Annotated in this window: 12 protein-coding genes; 7 read left to right on the plus strand and 5 right to left on the minus strand. The window is 42.2% G+C overall.

Annotated elements, in window-relative coordinates; all coding sequences use genetic code 11:
- Nucleotides 1-135: 135 nt before the first annotated feature.
- Nucleotides 136-819, plus strand: a complete 684-nt coding sequence (locus EGV92_RS09775) for a TerD family protein (RefSeq protein ID WP_242678681.1) — start codon at nucleotides 136-138, stop codon at nucleotides 817-819.
- Between the two features lie 188 nt (nucleotides 820-1,007).
- Here the strand turns inward: EGV92_RS09775 and EGV92_RS09780 are convergent, their stop codons facing one another.
- From EGV92_RS09780 to aceE, 3 genes are all read right to left on the minus strand, one after another.
- On the minus strand, nucleotides 1,008-1,988 hold the full coding sequence (locus EGV92_RS09780; RefSeq protein WP_131669062.1) for an ion transporter: 981 nt from the start codon (nucleotides 1,986-1,988) through the stop codon (nucleotides 1,008-1,010).
- Nucleotides 1,989-2,809: 821 nt separating this feature from the next.
- Nucleotides 2,810-4,525 (minus strand): 2-oxo acid dehydrogenase subunit E2, encoded by a 1,716-nt coding sequence (locus EGV92_RS09785; RefSeq protein WP_131669063.1) that lies wholly within the window; start codon nucleotides 4,523-4,525, stop codon nucleotides 2,810-2,812.
- Between the two features lie 39 nt (nucleotides 4,526-4,564).
- Nucleotides 4,565-7,390 carry a pyruvate dehydrogenase (acetyl-transferring), homodimeric type gene (aceE, locus tag EGV92_RS09790; protein WP_131669064.1) on the minus strand — a complete coding sequence of 942 codons (2,826 nt, stop codon included), beginning with the start codon at nucleotides 7,388-7,390 and terminating at the stop codon, nucleotides 4,565-4,567.
- Nucleotides 7,391-8,268: 878 nt separating this feature from the next.
- On the opposite strand from aceE, the gene EGV92_RS09795 reads away from it, so the two are divergent.
- The 5 genes from EGV92_RS09795 (at nucleotide 8,269) to EGV92_RS09815 (ending at nucleotide 20,580) form a co-directional block, all read left to right on the plus strand.
- Nucleotides 8,269-11,469, plus strand: a complete 3,201-nt coding sequence (locus EGV92_RS09795; protein ID WP_131669065.1) for a prealbumin-like fold domain-containing protein — start codon at nucleotides 8,269-8,271, stop codon at nucleotides 11,467-11,469.
- 345 nt (nucleotides 11,470-11,814) lie between these two features.
- Entirely contained in the window at nucleotides 11,815-12,297 is a 483-nt protein-coding gene (locus EGV92_RS09800; RefSeq protein WP_131669066.1) for a hypothetical protein, read from the plus strand.
- A gap of 78 nt (nucleotides 12,298-12,375) precedes the next feature.
- The gene (locus EGV92_RS09805) at nucleotides 12,376-14,211 is read left to right on the plus strand and encodes an autotransporter outer membrane beta-barrel domain-containing protein (protein WP_131669067.1); all 1,836 of its coding nucleotides are present in this window, start codon (nucleotides 12,376-12,378) and stop codon (nucleotides 14,209-14,211) included.
- A 207-nt stretch (nucleotides 14,212-14,418) separates the two neighbouring features.
- Nucleotides 14,419-19,764, plus strand: a complete 5,346-nt coding sequence (locus EGV92_RS09810) for an SdrD B-like domain-containing protein (protein WP_242678682.1) — start codon at nucleotides 14,419-14,421, stop codon at nucleotides 19,762-19,764.
- Nucleotides 19,765-19,776: 12 nt separating this feature from the next.
- A complete protein-coding gene (locus tag EGV92_RS09815) occupies nucleotides 19,777-20,580 on the plus strand; it encodes a hypothetical protein (protein WP_131669069.1) in 804 nt (267 codons plus the stop codon).
- 120 nt (nucleotides 20,581-20,700) lie between these two features.
- On the opposite strand, the gene EGV92_RS09820 is transcribed toward EGV92_RS09815, so the two are convergent.
- Nucleotides 20,701-21,396 carry a TetR/AcrR family transcriptional regulator gene (locus tag EGV92_RS09820; protein ID WP_131669070.1) on the minus strand — a complete coding sequence of 232 codons (696 nt, stop codon included), beginning with the start codon at nucleotides 21,394-21,396 and terminating at the stop codon, nucleotides 20,701-20,703.
- Nucleotides 21,397-21,713: 317 nt separating this feature from the next.
- Entirely contained in the window at nucleotides 21,714-22,718 is a 1,005-nt protein-coding gene (locus EGV92_RS09830) for an endonuclease/exonuclease/phosphatase family protein (RefSeq protein WP_131669072.1), read from the minus strand.
- A gap of 1,177 nt (nucleotides 22,719-23,895) precedes the next feature.
- Between EGV92_RS09830 and EGV92_RS09835 the strand changes: the two genes are divergently transcribed.
- Nucleotides 23,896-24,372 (plus strand): histone H1-like repetitive region-containing protein, encoded by a 477-nt coding sequence (locus EGV92_RS09835; RefSeq protein WP_165525605.1) that lies wholly within the window; start codon nucleotides 23,896-23,898, stop codon nucleotides 24,370-24,372.
- Nucleotides 24,373-24,378: the final 6 nt, after the last annotated feature.

Genomic DNA, 24,378 nt, shown 5'->3' on the forward strand with positions numbered 1-24,378 from the left:
CTTAGTAGTTTTTATTACCTAGCTGTAAGATTTAACCACGTTAGCTAAATTTAGCTGACACCACACTGGCCTTAATCCATAACATACTAATCTATCGCTATTTACAACTGTCCAATATCAAATAAAAGGATAACTATGTCAGAGTCAATGACCAACCATATTGCCGCTCCGCTATCGTTGGTATCCGATACCCTGAGCGCACTAGGATTAAGACTAGAAGCTCTCCATTATGGGTTAAACTTCAAAGCGACCGAGGCCACTTTACCGGGACTAATGAACAAAATTCGCAAGAATCAAGGTGAGATGGACTTAGATATATCTTGTATGCTCTATGATGCCAAAAGCAATCTGCTAGATACGGTTTGGTTTAAAGAGCTGCGTGATAGCTCTGAGACTGTCCGTCATCAGGGTGATAGCTTAAATGGCAAAGATCGCGGCAAGCAAGCTGAATATGAAGGTTCGGTAGATCCTGAACAAATCGTCATTCGGCTAGCTAGCGTACCGAGTCATGTGGCTCATATCGCTCTGGTCTTAAGCTCTTACTACGGTCAGCCTATTCGCTCAATAGAGGCCGGCAGCTTACACCTTAGCGATGATGAAGGCAATGTGGCTTTTAACGTCGACTTAACGACTCTGCCGCCAGACTGTAATGCTTTATGGGTTGCTCATCTACGCCGCGAGATTGATGATTGGCATTTAACCGTTCAGAATCTCCCTACAGACAGCAATAATATACCCAAAATGGCTAAGTTTATTAGCCATGAGTTGAGACGCTCATTACCCGTCGAAGCCAAGTTAATGAAATCACCAATAAACTAAGCGCTTCTCTTATTCTTATACCCTCTTAATAGCTAGTCGTTATAGAATCGATAGCTTTAAAGTTAATAGCCACAAAATCAATAGTAATAAAGCTAGCCTAAGACATATAGTGACTTTATGTCTTGGGCTAAAGCTAACTGACACTAGCTTATTTTAGCTATTGCTCTATCATCAATTCCTATAATCATCTAGTCGAGTCGCTCACCGCAGTGCGGACAGAAATTCTTTTTGATAAAGGCTTGCTCTCGTTGCTCTATACTTTGCTCACGTAGAACTTGCAGCACAATATCTTGAGCTTGCTCCTTATCCAAGCCCAGCTCTTTACGGATATTCTCAATTTTCATCTGATTGCGCACCAGATCTAGATCACCTTCTAGCAATAGTTCTCGAAAGCGCTGCTCAAGCTCCTCTCGGCGCTGCGATAGCTCGTTGGCCAGACCTGTCGCTAAGATACCTGCAGGAAGCGCCGCTAGACCTACCCCTAGAATGGTTATAATCGCACCCAATATTTTACCGGCCATGGTGATCGGAATGACATCGCCATAACCAACGGTAGTTAAGGTCACTACCGCCCACCACATAGACTTAGGAATTGACTCAAATTCATCAGGTTGAGCCTGATTTTCTACCAAGTAAATACCACTAGAGGCGGTCACGATCAATATCACTAATATAAATAAAACGGCTTGAAAGGAGCCACGCTCTTTGTTCAACACCACCAATAAAATACGCATCGAAGCAAAGTAGCGTGTCAACTTTAATAGTCTAATGAGCCGCAGTATCCGTAAGAATCGCAGGTCGATATTGACATAGAAATTTAAGTAAGCGGGGCCGATAGCGATAAGGTCGATTAGAGCGCCTGGGCTTTTGATCCACTGCCAGCGCTGCTCCCAATTATTCCTTTCGGGATCTTGCTCAACGATAGACCATAGTCTTAAGAGGTATTCAATGGTAAAAACGACAATTGAGAAGTTCTCAAACCATATAAACAGCTGTTGGTTGGGGTAATACCAAACGTCAACCGACTCAGCAATCATGGCAGTGACATTCGTTAAGATAAGTAATATTAAAAAATAATCTACGTACCGGCTAAGCCTTGAGTAGTGATGCTTATTTTGTAAATTGTTATAAACGAAAAGACGTAAGCGATGGATGAGGTGGGAAGGCATACCATTCCTAAGCTTTGGTAAAAGTTAGTAAGAATTAGACGATTGTAAAATTAGGATTATAACCGCTATTATTACACAACGATTAAAGATGACACGCTATTTTTTAATATGCGCCAAAATAGATCCGCGAGCAACTGATAGTTAATACCAATACCGACTAAGCGTTGGTCTAAATTTGGATACTAACTTCAGGACTGATTACTTAACTATCTACAAGCTTCCCCTTTATCAGATCAGCTACGTAAAGGAATAGTTAAATATAATAGGTTAGATATGATAGGTTAAATATATCGCCGATAAACTAACTAATAACACACAGACCAAGCCAATGTGAAATATTCTCTGCTCTAGCCTACCATCGGCCTTATCTTCTAAGCCAAATACCAGTGCAGAGCCACATTTTGGACAGCAATCATTATTACTGATAATGAGTATCAGGCTTTTAGCACACTCACAGCGTGACGGTGAGTTGCTACAATAGCCTCTAATTAACATAAATTATCACTAAAAACCTCTCCTCTCATACAAGCACACTTGTAAATTGAGCATTTAAACAATTTATCACTATCCATAACTTTAGGGTTATCCCTAAGAGCAAAGTTGATTAAATTTAATCCTATAGGCACTCAGTATCTATACAATAACTATCAGTGATTTTATCATTACCGTTATTTAGCATAACTTATTTTTTGCACAGATATCAGTAAATTATTAATTTGGCTTAATACTTAAAGCAATTATTCAATATTTTCTAACCAGTAAAGTTAAGGTAAAAAAAGACCATCAATTGATGGTCTTTTTTTTTGCTTATATAGCCTAAATTAAAGCAAGATACGTCTTGGGTCAGCGAGTAGCTTAGCGATGTAACGAGTGAATACCGCTGCATCAGCACCGTTAATGACTCTATGATCATATGACAGTGACAATGGCAACATAAGTCGTGGCTCAAACGTCTGCTTCTCTTCATTCCAGCGCGGCTGCTTGGTCGCTTCGGAGATACCTAAGATACCAACCTGTGGCCAGTTGACCAGCGGCGTGAAGTAAGTACCACCGAGATTGCCCTGACTGGAGATGGTAAAGCTAGCACCTTGAAGATCCTTAGTGCCAAGCTTTTTGTCCCGAGCCTTAGCAGCCAACTCACCAATCTCAATGGCGAGCTGCTTGATACCCTTCGCTTGTGCATCCTTGATAACAGGAACAATCAGGCCATCATCAGTCGCTACTGCAATACCCATATTGACTGATTTTCGCACGATAATTTGTGTATTATCATCACTAAGATGGCTATTGAACTTAGGATGCTGAGTAAGGGCATATGCTGTCGCCTTGACAATAAAGGCCAAAATAGTCAGACCAATACCTTGCTTCTTAAAGTCACCTTTAAGCTCACCGCGCAGTGCCTCTGTATCAGTAATGTCAGCAAGATCAAACTGAGTAACCTGCGGCAAAAGGGTATTGTAGTTTAGCTGAGGGATAGAGACTTTTTGCAGTCTTGACAAGTCAACTGTCTCGGTCTCGCCCCAAATCTCTGTCTTACTCATGTCTGGTAAGTTTGGTAAGCCGCGACTGGCTGTACCAGTCGCTACCGAAGCGCTTGCCGCAGTGCCGCTGATACGCGATTTGACATAAGCAAACAAGTCTTCTTTAACAATACGCTCATTGACGGCTGAGCCTGAGACTTGAGTGATATCGATACCTAGCTGACGCGCAAGCTTACGTACTGCAGGGCCAGCATAAACCTCTGTTAGCTTATCATTAACTTCAGATTCACTTAGCTTTTTACTGCTAGCTTGACTTGGCGCAGGCTTAGCAGGTGGCGATTGCTTTTTAGCTTTTGTTTCAGCTGCCTTGTCTGCTGCATCAGCTTTTGCAGACTCGCCATCAGACTCAGAAGATTGCGCAGCGGCAGGTTTACTAGCGGATTGCCCACCGACAATCACAATAAAGTCTTGACCATTAGTAACCGTGTCACCTGCATTAACCAAGATCTTCTCAATAGTACCTGACACCGGAGCTGGTACTTCAACTGACGCCTTATCAGACTCAATAAGTAGGATAGACTGCTCGGCTTCTACCTTATCGCCTACGGCTACCATCACTTCTGCCACTTGAGCTTCTTCAACCCCAAGGTCTGGAAGCGCATAAGTTGTTGGCTCTGCTGCGCCTGAGTCAGCGGATGTCGCAGAACTTTCAGCATCAGTCTCACTCGCTTTATCTTTTTGACTGTCACTGGCAGCGTGTTCATTAGCAGGCGCTGCTTGCTCTTCAGCATCATCTTTAGAGTCAGAATCAGACTCTACCTCTTCACTATCCGCAGCTTCAAGCTCAAGCAACACCGAGCCTTCACTAACCTGATCACCGACGCTGATAGCAATACTAGTGACTTTACCTGCTGCACTACTTGGCACCTCTACCGATGCCTTATCCGACTCTAGCAATACAATATTGTCATCTTTGGCGATGACATCACCAACGCTGACCATGATTTCACTGACTTCGGCACTTTCTACACCTAAATCTGGTGCTTTGATTTCCATGATATTTCTCCAATTCCGTATTATTAGCTTCTGCCGTTATTATTCTTTGATGTCGTCATCATCTAATAGTGCGGCATCAGCTTGATCTTCAGCGCGACCTTCACTGCTAATTTCATCATCATCCTCTTCAATCAATTCAGGAACTGGATGTGGTTTAACATTGTCTGGACCGGGCGCATCAGGGAAATGATCAAAGTGTGGCTGCGGCTGCCAAGCTGGCGGCTGATCGACATCAATATCAAAGCTGGCAATCGCATCTTTGACCAGTCGCATCTCAACCTCGCCCTCATCCGCCAAGCGTTTTAGCGTAGCGACAACAATATGCTCAGCATTGACGTTAAAGAAGCTACGTAGCTTTTCACGACTATCTGAGCGGCCAAAGCCATCAGTACCTAGTGTGGTATAAGGACGATTGTCTGGCAACCAACCACGGATCTGCTCAGCGTACGTACGCATATAGTCAGTCGCTGCTACCACAATACCATCATGCGGAGCTAACTGCTCAGTGACCCAAGGCACTTTCTCTTCGTCTAATGGATGTAGACGATTATAGTCATCACAAGCCATACCATCTCGCGTCAGCTCATTAAAGCTGGTAACGCTCCAAACATTAGCTTTGATATTGAACTCTTCACTCAATATACGGGCCGCTTTTTGGACTTCACGTAATATTACCCCAGAGCCGAGCAGCTGAACTTGGATACTGCCTTCTTTATCAGAATTATCTTCTAACAGATACATACCACGTTTGATGCCTTCTTCAACGCCTTCAGGCATCGCAGGATGCTCATAGTTTTCATTCATCAAGGTGATGTAATAGTAGACACGCTCACCTTCGCCATACATACGGCGCAGACCATCGTGCATAATGACGGCTAACTCGTAGCCATAGCAAGGATCATAGCTGACACAGTTTGGCACTGTACCAAAGAGTACTTGTGAATGACCATCTTGATGCTGTAGGCCTTCACCGTTTAGCGTAGTTCGACCTGCGGTAGCACCGAGTAAGAAACCTTGAGCTTGGCAATCTCCTGCTGCCCATGCAAGATCGCCTACACGCTGGAAACCAAACATAGAATAATAGATATATAGTGGGATCATCGGCAAAGCATTGACCGAGTAGCTGGTCGCTAAAGCAATCCAAGCGCTCATTGCCCCCGCTTCATTGATGCCTTCCTCAAGCATGTGGCCATCTTTGGCTTCTTTATAGCCCATTAGCGCATCGCTATCTTCTGGCGTATAAGTCTGACCGGCTGCTGAGTAAATCCCTAGCTGACGGAACATACCTTCTAGACCAAAAGTTCGCGCCTCATCAGGGACAATAGGCACGACGCGGTCTTGAATGTCCTTGTTTTTTAGCATTGCTGAGAGCAAGCGTACAAATACCATTGTGGTAGACTGCTCTTTACCTTTACTGCCTTGTAATACCCGATCAAACATCGATAGTTCAGGGATTTCAAGTGGGATATGACCACTACGACGGTTAGGCAGATGGCCTCCTAACGCCTCTCTGCGTCCTTTTAGATAACGCATCTCTGCTGAGTCTTCAGCTGGACGATAAAATGGCAGATTCTGTAGCTCATCATCAGTAAATGGCAGATCAAAACGATCGCGGAAGTATAGCAGCGCGTCTTCGTCAAGCTTCTTAATCTGGTGAGTCTTGTTGACTGATTGAGCCTGCGAGGATAGACCATAACCTTTGACTGTCTTCACTAGTACAACAGTAGGCTGCCCTTTAGACTTCATCGCCTCACTAAATGCGGTATAGACTTTTACTGGGTCATGACCACCACGATTAAGCCTAGCGATATCCTCGTTAGTGAGCGCGTCGGCCATCTCTTTTAGCTCAGGGTACTTTCCAAAGAACTCTTCACGGATAAATTGTGGATCACGGGCCTCATAAAGTTGATACTCACCATCAACGACCTCTTCCATACGCTGTTTTAAAGCGCCGCTCTCATCATTGGCCAGTAATGGGTCCCAGTTGCCGCCCCAGATAAGTTTAATCACGCGCCAGCCAGCACCGCGGAAGACAGACTCAAGCTCTTGAATGATTTTACCGTTACCACGAACTGGGCCATCTAAGCGTTGTAAATTACAGTTGACCACCCAGATAAGATTGTCCAGCTTCTCACGGCCAGCTAAGGAGATTGCGCCTAAGCTTTCTGGCTCATCCGTTTCACCATCACCCAAGAACGCCCAAATCTTGCGGCCTTCATCTTCTAGTAGACCACGATTGACCATGTAATTTTGCACATGAGCGTGATAGATAGACATGATCGGGCCAAGACCCATTGAGACCGTTGGGAACTGCCAATAGTCAGGCATTAAATAAGGATGTGGGTAGCTCGACAGACCTTTACCCCCGACTTCACGGCGGAAGTTCTCTAGCTGCTCTTCAGTCAAACGGCCTTCTAGGAATGAGCGGGCGTAGATACCAGGTGCAGAATGGCCTTGGTAATAAATCATATCGCCACCAAAGTGATCGCTGGCAGCACGGAAGATATGGTTAAACCCAGTCTCATAAAGTGTCGCACTGGAGGCGAATGTCGCCAAATGCCCACCAAGATCGTCGTCATTCTGGTTGGCACGCATCACCATAGCTAAGGCGTTATAACGAACTAAAGCGCGGATTTTGCGCTCTATATGGAGGTCACCAGGATATGCTGGCTCGTCTTCTGCAGGGATTGTATTGATATAAGCGGTGTCAAGACGGTTAAATGGTAAACCCTCTTGCACTGCCATGTTATACAAGGCTTTTAACAAAAACTGAGCTCGATCTTTGTCAGCATGTTTTATGACCGACTCAAAGGCATCTAGCCACTCTTGGGTTTCTAGCCTGTCGGCATCCTTGTAATAATTCATAGTTTCTGTCCTTATTGTAAATAGTCATAGTATATCGCTGCCTACCAATTTATTGGCGGCCATAGTACTTAATTAATCAGTTTGGAAGGTGGTACTAAGGTCATATGAAGCAACTGAAGATTCTAGTAACTATATTATTGAAGATTATTGAAGTGTGCAGTGGTTAATTTTGCAGTGCTCATATTATAACGGCTTTACTAAAACCTTATCTATCTCTCCAACTAAATGATAACGAAACTGACATTTCGTTATTAAATATCACTTATTTAAATGCTACTTAGTTAATGTCGCTTATTAAAATACCACTTAGTCAAATGCACCTTTTGTACTAGTATGCCACACTGTTACAGCAAGCATATGTTATGTTAATAATTTATAACGCTATGACAGTCGTAACCATAAATCTTAACTTCGTCTTATTTCTGTTTGTCGTTACTCAACTTTATATTACAATTCGCAGTCAAAACCTGCTCTTGATACTCGATTTAAGTTTAATTTAGCTATGGGTGTATAGCTTCTCCTAGTATCAGTATCGATTGCTCTATAGATTAACCCTATAACTAGTTAGAAGTACTCCTAGTACGCCTTTTATCTTTGCTTTAGACATCCCTCGTCTTTATGGTCTCTATCCAATCCATCTATTATCTCCTTATAGGCTGCGTTCATATCCATTGCTGTGATGATCCTAAAAACCGCTCAATAGATAATGATAGAGTTTCATAGATGTCAATAAGTGATGTATGAATAGTGAAAAGATCAGCAAGTATTGCTAAATGCAAGTCGATATATTTACTAGCTCGTAGTCTTTACCAGTCACTTGAGCTGATTGTCGTTTTGCTATTGCTTTGATAATTCCTTTTACCACCGAGAAGATCTGTATGACATTGCTCCATCGTTTACAATCCCTTATTTATCCATTGATTTATTGCTCTAGACCTGTGCATGGTGCAGATACTACAGGGCAGCATAGTGTCAAACCTTTGGTAGATAAGCTAAATACTAACTCTAAAGTAACGAGTGGCTACTTTTATACGATGAGCTTGCAGGTAATCGTAGCATTAGTGTTGTTGATCATGGGCAGCGCTAGTAATGTAGCATTCGCAGCCACTTGTAACAGCAGTGGCCTAACTAAAAGCGAATACCAGCAGTGGCCCTTTAGTGAAATCAGGTCAGGCAACAGCAGCACAGTACGTTCAACAATTCCAGTTAATGCCTCCACTGCAACTAAGGATGACGATTTTACAATCAATGGGGCGTTTACTAACAGTAGAAAGGCTAGTAGCTCTATAAAGGGTACTGGAATTAACATTACTAACGGGTCTTTTCAAGTTGATCAGAGTGCAGTAGGAAGCAATAATTTCTCTACGATAGAGTTTGAATTTACCAAGCCATTGACTGATTTAAATATTAGTATTTATGATATTGATAATGGGAGTGGCTATGTTGATAAACTCCAATTCACCGGCGTAACACAATTTAATCAAAATATTGATCCAGCTACTATTACTACCTACAGTACTAAAGTAACCAAGAGCTCAAATAATACAGTGGTGGCGGCAACTGATGCGAAGACGGATGGTCAATATAATGATGAACGACGTGCGAGTGCTAAATTTGATCAGCCGGTAAAAAAAATTATCATAAAATATTATAATAGCGACAGTAGGGGAAATGGCTTTCAAACCATTGATGTTCGTTTTGATAGTTTTTGTCTACTACCGCCTTTGTCAATCACGAAGGATAATAATGAAAATGGTAAGGAAGTTAACCTAGTACGTGCACAATCACTCACAACTTATTCAGTACAAGTAAAAAACACCTCAACGAAGACGTTAACCCTTCCAAGGCTCATTGATCCAGCCGTCACTGGACTATCGAAGCAATCTAATATTACCTGCGATAGCTCAGTCACTAATAATGTTTGTAACAGTAACAGTCTGCCCTCAGTAACCCAATTAGAGTCAGGCTATGTGATACCTAATCTAGCTGCTGGACAAGTATACGCCATTAAGGTCCCTACTTTAGTCACCGCTACTTCAGGCAGGGTTACTAATACAGCAACTGTCAGCCAAGCTTCCATCCCCTCTCAATCTGCTAGTGACACTGATACGGTCATTAGTATTTTTGATACCGGTAGCACTATTAAACCCGCCGCTTGTCCAGCAGGGCATAGGCGTTTTGAGATAAATAATACCTCCTCTAGCTTGCCATCTCTAACAGAATGGCGGACCGCTACTACCAGTCGTACATTTCAGTTTAGGGATACAAAAGACACCATTGAATTTAATATTAGTTTTTCTAATATTATGGATAAGAACAATGCTAATTCACCCTATTATGGTAGCGATAGGGGGGGTATTACTAATGCGCTATATATGGATCATAAATCTACTGCTAACAAAGTTAACCACATAATAGATATCACTATTAATAAGCCAGTATCACAAGCTGGATTTGTCATTCAAGATTTAGACGCTCAATATTCAAACAAAGGTGCGTCTTATATCGAACAAGCTGACGTATCAACATCTAATGGTATCCTTACTTATAATCCCAATTACCATAACATCAATAGTGAAAATAATATTGTTACCGCCAAAGAAGATAAAAACTGTGGTCGTCAAGGTTGTAACATTAATGCCTATTGGAGATACAAATCTGCCAATACTCCTATGAGACTTACCCATAGTAATGAGGCTGGTAGAAATGCTGGAAACGGCACTGCTCACCAAGTAGGATATTCAGATTTTTATTTTTGCTTAGCCCCTCCTAAGCTTATCGTAAAAAAGGTACTGACTGGCGATCGTTTTGACACAAAAGATCAATTCAAAATTGACATCAAAAAAGGTAACAGCAGCACTCCTTTGAAGAGCTTTACTACTGAAGGTACAAATGACACCTTCGTCACTGGTAAAGACCGTTCAGAGTTACTACAGCTAGAGTCAGGTACTACCTACAATATCTCTGAATCGGTAGTTCAAGGCGGGACTAATAGTAATTACACGTCAAGCTATTCTTGCAACAACTCAACTGCAAGTAGCTCTTCTACAATGCCAAGAGGTACTGGAAGCTCATTCTCCCTCTCCAATCTAAGCTATGGAGATGAGATTGTCTGTACCTTTACCAACACGCCTAAAGAGCTGCATATCAAAGGCATTGTCTTTAATGATATCGGTGCCGCACAGCCGCACCCAGACTCTAGCATTACCTCTAAAGGCATCACTTTTGCTAATGTCAATCTGTCTAGTATAGACACCAATCGTCCGACAGTGACGAATACTGACTACTTCAATGGTCAGTTCGATGACTCTTATCCTGAGCCTGGTATTGCTAATTCACAGATTCGATTATACGCCGGTAGCTGCTCGTCAGATTACTCTGCTAACCCCATTAACATAGCTGGCAACGCTACTGTTGTGAATACTGGCAATAATGGCCGCTATAATATTGAAGTAAGCAGTGCCATCCGTCAGCAAGCCGCTCGCTTTAACGGTCAGCTATGCTTGGAACAAACCAATGCTAAAGGTTATACCGTTGATACTACTGAAAATAAGGTGACAGTAGATCTACACCAACTAACAGCAGACAGTAGTTTCAATTTTGGCGATGTTACGCCCCAATATCAGCCCTTAGTTCTACGTAAATATCAGTATGTGCATGATTGTAGCAATGTCAGTGCCTCACTGTACGATACGCCCAAGTCTCGCGACTCAAAGACAGGATTTACTATCAATCCTATCCTGGAGGCTGACCCTAAACAATGCATCGCTTATTACATTTTAGCCTTTAATAGAGGAAATCTACCCTTAACGGATATTATAATTACTGATGATGGTATTGTTAGCTCTGGCTCCTCTTCTTACCTGTATGCGCCTGCTCCCTTAGCAAAGCATGGGAATGATCAGCTGAAGACTAATAAAAGTAACAATAACGTCATTGGCACCGCCCAAAGAGACAATCCTGATATCTATAACTCAACCCATCAAGCCAGTAATATCTCGACTACTAGGTTGGCTATTTTGGATAAACACGAGTCATTAAAACTTTGGTTTAATACAGTATTTAATAAAACTTCATAAACTAATCGTTAAAAGATTATCGACTAATTAAGCGACTTTTAACTTTCAATCTATTTTTACCACTGACACTATTTTATTCGACGATTATCATGTTTTGTTTAAAAAGTTCTGCGGTCAGTGGTAATCTCTCCCCAACATTAATTCTAGCAATACCCATGAAATAAAGCTGCTAAGCCGTAATTAAAATTTTGGAACTATTCGCAATTGTTAATGTTTCTCAAATATTGCTTTTTATTACTGAAATATTGCTGATACTTAGCGTAATCCAAAGTGGCTTCAAAATGACATCTCAACGACGTTGTCTAATATGTAGTAGCTAGAATTAAACTTTATTGGAGAGTTCCTATGATTATTAATTCAACTAAAACACTCTTAAGCGGATTAGTAGTGGCGACAGCATTATCAGCTGCGCAACTTTCTATGGCCGCTACTGATCCTATTTCGGTCAATCTTACAGCTCATCAAGTCGTAAAAGACAGCAAAGGTGCCGAGCAGCTAAAAGCAGTTACTCAACTAAATGGTGCTGAGGTCATTCGCTATACTGCTACTTATACCAATCATTTAGATAAAGCGGTAAACAACATCGCAGTGACGCTTCCGATTCCTGCAAATATGAGCTTCACTGGTAGTGCTTATCCAAGTAGCGCCCTAGCTTCGACCGATGGAGTCACCTTCAAGCCCATGCCACTCACTCAAGTGATTAATGGCAAGACTGTCAAAGTTCCTTTTTCACAATATAAATCTCTGCGCTGGACCATCAAGCTTTTACCTGCTGGTAAATCTGCTGCTGTCAGTGCCGACACCAAACTTGACTTAAGCAAATCTTAGTCAATCTCACAAACTTTTTAGTTTTATCAATCAGACTACATAATGATTATGTAGTCTAGCTTCTGTAGAGGTCTATTAATGAAAATAAATGCTCAACTTACTACTCTCGCCAGTGCCTTAGCTATTGGCCTAGTAGGTATTACGCCTGCAACTGCTGAAGCTCCTGCTTCTGGCACGCAGATCACTAACTTTGCATCCGCAACTTATGAGGTGGGTGGTCAAACCATTACAACTCAGTCTAACACCGTTCAGATTACCGTTGGTGATGCGCCAAGCTTTGAGATAACTCAAAACCAAGAGCAGACCATCAATAAAAATACTGGTGAAGTTACCTTTACCCATACCATCAAAAACACGGGTAATACCAATGATACTTACACCATTGAAGCTACGAACGATACTGGTGATCAGCTAGAGTATGAAGAGTTCACTATCTATCCAGAAGACTCTGCTAACCCAGGTCAGCCAGACAAAAGCAACCCTATCAGTAATAATCAAATTACGGTAGAGGCAGGTAGCAGCAAGAAATTCTTCGTAGTCGCCAAAGACAATGATACTAGCAGCTTTAAAGACGGTAATACCGGTAAAGTAACAGTGACGGCGACTAACGAAACCAGTATCAGCAAAACCAATAAAGATACGGGTGTCGTTAAAGTATCAAATCTAGTCATTGCAAAATCTGCAACGATTAGCCTTGATAATGCCTCACGTGGATCGGCTGAGAACAACGACGAGATCACCTATACCATCAAGTTTGGTAATAGCAGCGCTTCAACACCTGCTAATGATGTCATTATCGTTGATACCCTTCCTAATGGTGTGGAATACATCGTAGACTCAGCCCAGATTGATGGTAGCCCTGTAAACTCCTCTAACTTCACCGTCACTGGTCAAAAAATCGTCTATAAGGCGGGCACAGTTGCAGTTAATACCAACGCCGCCGATAACGCAGCTGGTACATTGACCTTTAAAGTTAGAGTAGTTGACGAATCACAAGACATCCAAAACGTGGCTTCAGTCGGTACGGACTCTGATGGTGATGGTAATATCGATGAAAATACCCCACCTACCAGTACGATAAACACACCAAACGGCCAAACAAATATCTCAGGTAGCATCAACGAAAGTGAAACTGATGATTACGCTGATAATGAAACTGTACCAGGTAACGCCAGTAAAGATAACCAAATCATCAAAGAAGTTATCATTACCAATGCCACCTCAAACAGTGCAACCTCAGGTACTGGCAATGGTCAGTTAAATGAGCAGGTCGTTACTTTTGAGACTTACGTTCATAACACAGGTAACGTAGCTAAAGACTTTAATCTGTCAATTGATGACTCAGCAACTCAAGCTGGTCAATTAACTGACATTACTTTCTCAAACACAACAGGTGTTATCCAACCAGGTGAGAAGAAAAAAGTTACTGTTACGGCCAAAGTACCTGCAGGCACTATCTTGCAAGACGGTCACAACTATCCAGTAACGATCAAGGCTTCACCTGAAGGCTCGTCAAGCTCTGACAATATCAAGCTGGTTGTTAAAGCCCAAAAAGCTCTAGAGCTTATCAAAAAACAAGCGCTTGTTACTCCAGGTGCGGGCAAAACTTGTAGCAGCGTAGCCAGCCAAGCTGAAGGCAAATACAGCGATATCGCGCTAACTGAAGCTAGACCTGGTGATTGTATCTTCTATCAAATCACTGCGACAAACTTCTATCCTAGTGAAATCACTAATGTGGTGATCAGCGATACTTTAGAAAGTAGCGTATTGGATAACTCTACAATGGCAATCGATCCTAGCGCTACCAAAGGTACAGCATCTTTTGAAACCCCTAGAGTGTTGACTACTGCATTTACGTTGGCTAATAACGAAAAAGCAGTATTGACATTTGCTCGTCAGATCAATGCTAACTAGTCGGTAACTAGACTAACTGTTGTTTAGATATATTTAGCGCTATGGGTATGACGATACTCATAGCGACTTTATCTCAGATATTCAAATATTAAGTAAGGTTGATTCACAAATATGCGTCTGAACTCAAGACCTGAATTAGTAACATTCAATTCAAAGGACAGCGACTCTAGCTGTTCTTCTTGTCTTGCACGCTTATCAGGCCTAAGCTTGGCTATTCTGTTGGTTAATATTCAGCCCACATTGGCAGCTGATATGGCCTCTAGCACTGCTAAATCGACTGCACAGCCCTCTCAACCCAATGCTTTAGACAAGATTTTATTGGCCAATACGGCTACTGCAAAATTCAATCGTAATAATGAAGACCTATCAGCTTTATCCAATACCGTAACGATAGAATTAGAAAAACCAACACCTCGCTATGCTATTGATCTTACTAGACCACCCATTAAAACCATAAATGGCAATGGTCAATCTCAGCGAATTGAATGGAATAATACCTTAACCAATAATAGCAACTCGATTGCTTCTATTATTCTTAATCATACTCAGCCTGATACACTGTCAGACTTCAAGATTTATCAAGATATTAATAAAAACGGTGTCCTCGACGACAACGATGTCCTTGTTCCTGATATGATTACTCTCAAGCGTGGCGAGAGTATCGATCTCATCGTTCAAGCTAACACCAGCCCAACATTTGAGGATGGAGACTCAGCACAGGTTATTATCGATGCTGTGGTATTAGAGGATAAATCAGTATCAGCCAGTGCAAATGATGAACTGGTAGTAATCGCCCCTAAGATACAATTTACTAATTCTAAGTTTGATACCCCAGAGACCACGAATCAAGTGGGCGATAATGTCTACGTTGAAACCAAATTCGCTCAATGTAATCAGCAAGCCGATCAACGCGATCAGGTCTGGGTAACCATTAGCTCGTCGTTAACGGATGATAAACTATCACTCAAAGGAATAGAGACGGGTAACAATACCGGGAAGTTCCATCTGGCTGCGCCCACACAGAACAATGCCAACGCCGTAGACGACGACATTATTCAAACGCTTGATAATGATAAGCTGACTGCGTTATTAGAGGCTTGTATCGCACCAAGTGTCGGCCTAGATCAAACCCCGTCTAGCTCAGAGCTTGGTGCTATCGATGGCAAGCTATTCACTAATATAGATATTGTAGATAGCGCGCCTAGTCTACAAGTGACCAAAGTCGGCGATGTCAAATCTGCCGAATTAGGCGACTATGTCAACTATACTATTAATGTCAAAAACAACGGTGAGGCGACGGCTTATAATGTCGAACTAAAAGACACCCTGCCCCAAGGTTTTGACATTACAAAAAACTCAGTTCGCATCAGTACTGGTAAAGATAGTACTGGTAAAAACAGTGCAGCCAATCAAATAAGCGCCACTAACTTCTCAGCGCAAGGTAAATACCAAGTCTTAGGACTAGGTAGCTTAGCAGGTGGTGAAACAAAAACCATCACTTATCAAGTGCTGGTTGGCGCTAGTGCACTTCGAGGTGATGGTATCAACCGTGCTTTTGCCAGTGCAAAAGATACCAATAATAATGACTTTCGCTCTCTTGAAGCGCAGTGGCAAGTCAAGGTTAATCGCGGCGTGATGAATTCCGACGGTATCATTATAGGTAAGGTCTACAATGATATTAACCGAGATGGTATCCAGCAAAAACAAATGGGCGAGCTTGGTGTCGCTGGGGTCCGTCTTTATATGGAAGACGGTAACTTTGCAGTTACTGATGCCGAAGGTAAGTATAATTTTTATGGCGTCAGCGCCAAAACTCATGTCGTAAAAGTTGATCGTACTACGCTGCCTGCCAATGTTGAGCTGGTTGAGCAAGGCAATCGTAACACCGGTGATCCAAGCAGCCGCTTCGTAGATTTAAAGTATGGCGAACTGCATCGTGCGGACTTTGCCATTACTGATGGCTTAGCCGATAGCTCAACCCAGCTTAATACTGAACTTATTGCGCGCCGTGATAAGGTTCAAAGCGATCTTAACGCATTAGAGCAAGCGGTCAAAGCTAACCTTAGTATTCATGATGTCGTCTCAAGCTCGGCTGACAGTGACAAGGCTGAAGGCTGTAAGCTAAACGGCGCAAGTGATACTAGTAAAGATTGTGAACAAGCTATCGTCTACCGCTCAGATAATAGTAACAGTGCCAGCTTAATCACAGCAACTGCTATCACAGCACCTGAAATGGTCGATCTAGAAAGCTACATCCAGTCTAGCACTGATAACAGCTCTCGATTTATCAATCTAACTCCCAATCAAATACTGCCTATTCGCCAAGTAAACGCTCAGCTACTATCTAACTTAAACCATGATATAAAGCTGTTCGTAAATGGCGACTTAGTACCAGAGAGTCGAATTGGTAAAACTGGCCGATTAGAAAGTCAGCAAATCATTGGCTTTGACTACTTTGGTATCCCATTAAAAGTTGGTAAAAACACTTTAACCATTAAAGCTTATGACCAAGATCATAAAGTCGTTGATACCCAGTCAATCAGCTTAATTGCGCCTGGCGATATCACCGCTATAAAATCTCAGCTCGATAAGAGCTTGGTTGAGGCAAATGGCAGTAATAAAATTCAGGCCCTGATTACTCTACAAGACAGTAATGGCACACCTGTAGCCAGTGACGCTCTTATTACTGTCGATACCAATATCGGTACTATCCTGAACAAGGATCTTGACCCTAATCTTCCTGGTACCCAAATTATGGTATCAGGCTCGCAGAGCGTGGTAGACATCCAATCTCCTAAAGTACCTGGCAAAGGCACTTTGCAGATTAGTGCTAACGGTATTGAGAGCCGCAGAGAGATTCAATTTGTCCCTAACCTCCGACCGCTAATCGCTGTGGGCATCGTTGAAGGCGCGATATCGCTAAAAGACTTCGACCCTGACCATATCTCTAATGCTCAAGGTGCCTTTGAAAAAGAGCTGCATGAGTTTGCTGGTAATGATGATTACTCGGCGACTGGTCGAGCTGCTATGTTCCTAAAAGGTAAGGTTCGCGGTGACTATCTACTAACCTTATCTTACGATAGCGATAAGAAGGGCGAGCGACTATTCCGTGATATTCAACCGGATGAGTATTATCCAGTATATGGCGATGCCTCAGCCAAAGGCTTCGACGCGCAGTCCAGTAGCAAGCTTTATGTGCGACTTGATAAAGGCCGCTCTTTCGCTATGTTTGGTGATATCAAAACGCAAATAACTGACGATGAAGGCATTAAGCTTGGCAGTTATAACAGAACCCTTACTGGATTCAAAGCCCGCTACGAAGACGACAATACTCGTGTTACTAGCTTCGCTGCTGAGACCAGCACCTCACAGCAGGTTAATGAGACACGGGGCTTAGGCGTCTCAGGGCCTTACCCTATTAACACCAACTTTAATGCAGTGTTAGAGAACTCTGAAAATGTAGAAGTAATCGTCCGAAATGCAGATAACCCTGGTGTTGTCATCTCACGCACCGCCCTAACTCGCTTTGCTGACTACGAAATCGATCCAGTCAGCCACAGCTTATACCTTAAAACGCCGATTCCAAGCCAAGACCTTGATGGCAATCCAGTCTACTTACGAGTGACTGTAGAAGTTGACAAAGGCGGCGATAAATACTGGGTTGGCGGTATCAGCGCCAAGCGTCAGTTAACACATAAAATTGCTATCGGCGGTAGCTATATCAATAGTGACAATCCCCTAAATAAAGAAGAGCTAGCCAGTATCAATACAGTGGTGCAACTCAATAAACGCACTAAGCTGATCGCCGAATATGCGAAGAACGAAGCGCAAAACCCTAACTATCAGTCAGCCAATCAGATTAATAGTACTAATCTAGATCAGTTAGAGGCTAAGGGTGATGCATTAAGAGTTGAGCTTAGCTACAAAGACGATCGTCGTACCAGTGCTAAGGCTTATTATAATACAGCGGATAAAGGCTTCGTTACGGGCAGCTCACCACTGACGGCTGGTCGCTCAGAGTCTGGTGTCGATGTTGATTATCGACTGGGCACTGACAATAAGACTAAACTAAAGGTGGCTGGTGTTCAGACTAAAGACAATGTCACTAAAGCCTCGCAGCAAGGTATCAAAGCAGGTATTGAGCATCAGCTTACTGATAATATTACAGGCGAGCTTGGCGTTCGTTACTACAAGCAAGATGCGGCAGCAGCTTCACGCAATATTCAAGAAGCCACCAGTACTACCCGTATCACCGACGACACGATATTTAATGACCGTATTACCAATCAGTCTGCCACTCCAAGCTTAAGTAATGCTAGCTCTGATATCGAGGGTACCACAGTACGGGCTAAAATAAGCGCACGCTTACCTAAGCTCAATACCTCTTTACTCAATAGCACTCAAGTATTTGCAGAATATGAGCAAGACATCGAACACAGTAACCGTAACGCTACGGCTATCGGTGGAGAGACTGCACTAGGTAGCTTAGGTCGACTGTATGCACGTCATGACTTGATTAATAGCTTGACGGGCAGCTATGGACTTGATGATAGTAATGAGCGTCAACGCACAGTTATCGGTTTTGATGCCAACTACATGAAAGATGGTAAGGTGTATAGTGAGTACCGCATGCGTGACTCACTCAGCGCTCGTGAAGCAGAAGCTGCTATTGGTCTGAATAATAAGTGGTATATCCGTGACGGCCTAACCGTTAATACCTTGTTTGAGCGCATTGAATCACTCTCTGGCAACAGTGACCAGACCTCTACCGCTGCTAGCATTGGTGCTGAGTATCTTGCTCACGACGATTACAAGCTGTCTGGCCGCTTTGAAAAGCGTTGGGGCGGGACTAGCGATACGCTATTGGCTACTGCCGGTGCCGCTTATCGATATAACGATGATATTACCTTATTAGCTAAAGATATCTATTCAAACGTCACGTATGCCGATGGTCATCGAATGGTAAACCGCTTCCAAGTAGGCGCTGCTTATCGTGACTATGATAGCAATCAGCTTGATATGCTCAGTAAGCTTGAGTATCGCATTGATGATAATCTTACGGGCGAGGCTCCTTATCAAAAAGATGCGCTAGTGTGGTCTTTGCATGGTAACTACCACCCTACTCGTCCCTTGACGCTATCAGGACACTATGCTGGCAAATACACTCAATATAATGCCAGTGGCTTAGATAGTGACAATACAGCACACGCAGCTTACATCCGTGGTCTCTATGACATTAATGAGCGCTGGGACGCTGGGCTACAAGCCGGCTCGTACTGGAATGATGAAGCCCATGATACGGTATATATGCTAGGGGCTGAAGTTGGCTATAGTCCTATGAGCAATCTTTGGCTATCACTCGGCTATAACTTTATGGGCTTTAGTGACGAGGATATCACGAGCGATGATAGTACGCAGCAAGGGGCTTATTTTAAAATGCGCTTTAAGTTTGATGAGGATTTATTTAAGCGACAAGATCCAAGTAAGAATAAAAGTATAGCGGTTAATAAGTTTGAGCCGAAAGAGCCCGCTCAATCGCAAGTCAACAATTAGGAGTCATTTTGCATGCGATCTATTGTTAATAGTACTCTGCTAACCGTTATTCCTTTGGCAATTGCTGGACTACTCTTTAGTCCAGCACTCAATGCGCAAGTGACTCATCAATCAAAACCACCTCAATCAAGCTTACCCGCTACATCAAACCTTTACTCAGCTGGTAGCTATTGTCAGGGTGATATGCAAAACGATACGCACCATGCTCAGTATACCTCGGGGCTTCGCTACGATATAGACTGTATGATGACGCAGCTTAAGGACTATCAGCATAATGAGCAAAGCCCGAACACTCGCTACTATGCTTATAAAGCACAGGCATGGCTCAATTACGCTTATAGTGAGGACAGTGAAGGTAGCCTCACAACGGCAGGAACAGATGCCCTATACCAAGGACTAACCCTTTATTATGCCTTACAACAGAATCAGCTCGACCAGTTAGATTTAACTTTAGCTATTCCTAAATCCTCAAGCTTAATGCGCCCTGACTTGTGGGCCACTCTACAAAGCCTGAAACATCAAGGTGGTATTGAGGCTAATCCTAGAGAGTTAGCATTTGCTGAGGTCAAACTTATCTGGGCAGCGGCTGAATATTGCGAGTTTGGTTGGCGTCACGCTCGTGAGCATTTTGCAGCAGCAGAGCGCTGGATCAACCAGTCTAAAGTTAACTATCTCAATGGCAATAGCAGCACCAATATTGATAGTTTTACCACCGATGAGTTAATGTGGTATAACCAGCTTCAGCCATTAGCCACTCGAGGTCAGTGTCAAGGCGTATCACTGATAAAACAATTGCCGTCGTCGATAACAGCGTAAAAACCCCCAGCTTTTAGATCGATAAGCAAATAATACTGCTAATCAATCCTATAAACTGAGGGCTTTAAAGTGACGGTACTAATTTATTGCCTAGTTACTTTATTTACTAATAACGGTAAACTAGCTATCTTTTTTAAGAGGGAGCTTTTCAGGAAGATAACAACGCAGATAAGCGATCGCCGCAGTTATTGCTTCTTGTAAATAGTGCTCATTAACACTACCTTCTAAGCGATAAGACATCATAAATACACCATTGGCGATACTATAACCGACCAGTAGCACGTCCTTAATATCTTTAAACTCTGGCATGACGTATCTAGCAGCCAATTTACTATAGAATAGTTCAATGATTTGATCGTCGATTTGGGTGCCGAAGCCATCACCTTCAAAATCAGGGGTGTTGGTCTCGTAGATAAGCTTTGCTTTAACATTATCTTCACGGAAGATACTAGCGCCTTTTTCGATCAGCGCTGTAAGGTAACCTTGCCAGCGGTTAAAGTCAGCAGCCTCTACAGAATTAAGCGCTTCGAACATCTCGATCGCATTTAAAAAGCGTAATGCCAAAAAGATAGCTTCTACATTAGGAAAGAAATGATAAGCCGAGGCGCGTGGAATACCAGCTTCTTCACAAACATCAGCCAGGCTAATATCTTTAACGGCGCGGGTCTCACTCAAAGTTCGGGCACCGACCAATAATTTTTGACGGCGAACGCGACCTTGCTGGCTAGTAAATTTAAACTTATTGGGTACTAATTTCTTAGCTAGCTCGGAATCAACTAGTACATCTTCAATTTTATCTTCAAACTGCTTACTCATTATCGTCACCTTTGGTAAATATCTAAATCAATTCGTAATACTATGGATCGCCGGAGACAATCCAAATACTTGATACTGTTTTTAACATAGCTTGCACTGGTAATAGATACAAAACTATTTTTTAATAGCCACTTTCGCTCTTATCGAATAAATGTTAGATAAAAGCAACCAGTGAATTATTTGATAACTAAATATTAAGGCATAAAGTTATAAAGTAACAATGTTTGTGCGAATGCATAATAATCACTTATGCTATATCTGACAAGGCGAATATAATATTAATTCCCTATCAGCTCGATTAATTTTACTCATCTATGCTATAAAAGATTAATTTTGGCCCTAACAATACCGTGATCGGTAACTCTATCTTCATAGTCCCACTTTAGATGATCATTAAAATAATCTACCCTTTCCACTTCGGCAAGTGCGTATTTGCTATCTGCTAAAAACTCTTCTGAGACAAATAACTGGTCAATCACCTCCGGAACTCCCTGATGAATATGGGTGTAGGCCACATCTTTCATCCAGCCATATCGGGTTTGGATACGCGCTGCATCAAAAAGGGCGACATCACGCATGCCTTTATCGTAGTTCACTTCACCCGTCTCCGCCATTAGTTGAGTAGTAACACTGTCCGTAACGTCATTCATATCACCAAGCAAAATGACTGGCTCTCGAGTATGCTTCATATGCTCAATCAACACCATTCGAATAGAAGCTGCTTCAGCGGCACGCATACATAGACTGCGTAGCTTGGCTCTAACTCTAATATTTGGATCATCGATATCTTCAAGCAATTGACCATTATCATCGCGGAGGTGGTAGGCACGCTTGCTTTTAAGGTGGGCAGTTAAGACAGTAATAGGCTGACCATGAACGTCATACCTCACCAAAAGCGGTGGTCTATTGAATTGTCGATACAGCCCTAAATCTGGAATATCAATAACTGCCTGAGGCTTGATATCGATCAGTGAGTTGGTCGATAAACATCCAAATCGACTAATCAAACCTACTGCTGGTGTGCCCTGCGCCCCCAGCCCATGAGTTATGGGATCATTTGGTCTATTGCTGGCCTGCGGTATAATGACCTGCTGCTTCTCAAACCCTAGCGACACGGCTAATGCCTCTAGCGCGTCACTGTCCCAGACTTCTTGGACTGCTAAAATATCGGCATGGGTCTGAGCTAAAAGCTGGCTTAAACCTTTAAGTTTGCGCTGATAAGACGCTTGATCATATTCTGGCGCATTCTCATAATAGGTTCGAGCTGGATTGGCAAAGTTCAAGAGATTGGCTGTAGCGACATAAAAGTTCTGTTTTTTCATAAGTTATATCAAACTGTTGTACGATAACATGACCTCAAAGTTAACTTTATTATTAAGTTAAGTTAAAAAGCGAATTATCGATTTATTTATTTAAAATGCTGCTGAAGTTATAAGACAAGGTTTTACGGATAAAACGATGATGAATATGCCATAATTTTATTTTCACTTCTTTACTCTCTTTATATTAAATTGTCCAGATAGTTAACCGATTACTACCTCAATCCTGCGACGTACTTTTATCAACCGTTTAATTGTCTGCCTGAGACGGCCATCACTTATATTAAGCCTACAGCAAGACCCTCACTTGGAAACACAATAGCGAAACTAAGCATCTACTTTACAGACGCCATATTGATTGACACGTGTGTACTTACTGACAGGGATAAGGAAGCCATCAATAGAACAAACACTGGCTAGAAGTTATGAGATGAATGAGGCGGGTATAAACTCATTCCAGCGACTTTGTGTCAAATCTAAAATGGATTGACTATCGACTGCTTACCTACTCTTGAACATGTTGTTTAGCACAGTTAGCGCAAGAGCCAATAGTTAGCAACCAGCCAAGCCCATTGCGCCTATATTAACAACTTTTTTATAACAATAGTCTATTAATATAAGCATGCTAACGATAAAACCTTCGACAAATATCTTATTATTCCTTTATTTTCTGGCTTAAATAAATAGCGTAATAGGATACTCTTCTTTGTTCATTCCCTCTTAAAAAATTAACGTTGGTGTACACCTAACCTATTTGTAGTTACCAATCTTGTGATACAGCTATCAAAGTTTGAGTACCTACTAATTTGAGCACCTATGAAATATAGTTAATCCTACTTAACGCTGATACGTAAAAGATTAGCTAGTATAAATTACTGGCTAGCAGTCATGAAATGACTGAGGCGGACGTCAATTTATTCCAGCGGCTTTGTATCAAATCTAAAATGGAATGACTATATCTACACTTCCCCCAAAGTGTCTTTCATCAAAGAAAATATTAATCTTTCGTTTTATGATATATAAACAATGTAATATAATGTTGCTGTTTAATATCACCCACTAATTCAACTGTTTGCTATATTCAGTGGCATCTAGTCTCTCAGCTTGTTCCTACAAATCTAGAGCCTTAATATCTTATGTTAAAGAGTTATATTAGCAACGCATCTCAATGGCAAAATAAATGAAATTATCTAAAATTAAGTTACTCCTTATTAGCATTACCACTATATCTAGCTTCCTAGTCTCTGCATGTGGTAGTGACTCAGATGGTTCTAAGGCCACTAATAACAGTATGACCGTCAGCGGTGATAAGCCTAGTGCTAAAGAACCGGCTGTTAAAGAACCAACTGCCAAAAAACCGGCTGTTAAAGAACCAACTGCTAAAGAACCGGCTGCTAAAAAACCGGCTGTTAAAGAACCAACTGCTAAAGAACCGGCTGCTAAAGAACCGGCTGCTAAAGAACCGGCTGCTAAAGAACCGGCTGCTAAAGAACCGGCTGCTAAAGAACCGGCTGCTAAAGAACCGGCTGCTAAAGAACCAACTGCTAAAGAACCGGCTGTTAAAGAACCGGCTGTTAAAGAACCCATCTCAAACGTACTGTTGAATATACTTTACACGCTCCTACTACTCGTCTTCTTTTCCCTTAGAGTCTTTTAATCCTAA

The sequence above is a fragment of the Psychrobacter pygoscelis genome, from assembly GCF_004335015.1.
GTDB classification, from domain to species: Bacteria; Pseudomonadota; Gammaproteobacteria; order Pseudomonadales; family Moraxellaceae; genus Psychrobacter; species Psychrobacter pygoscelis.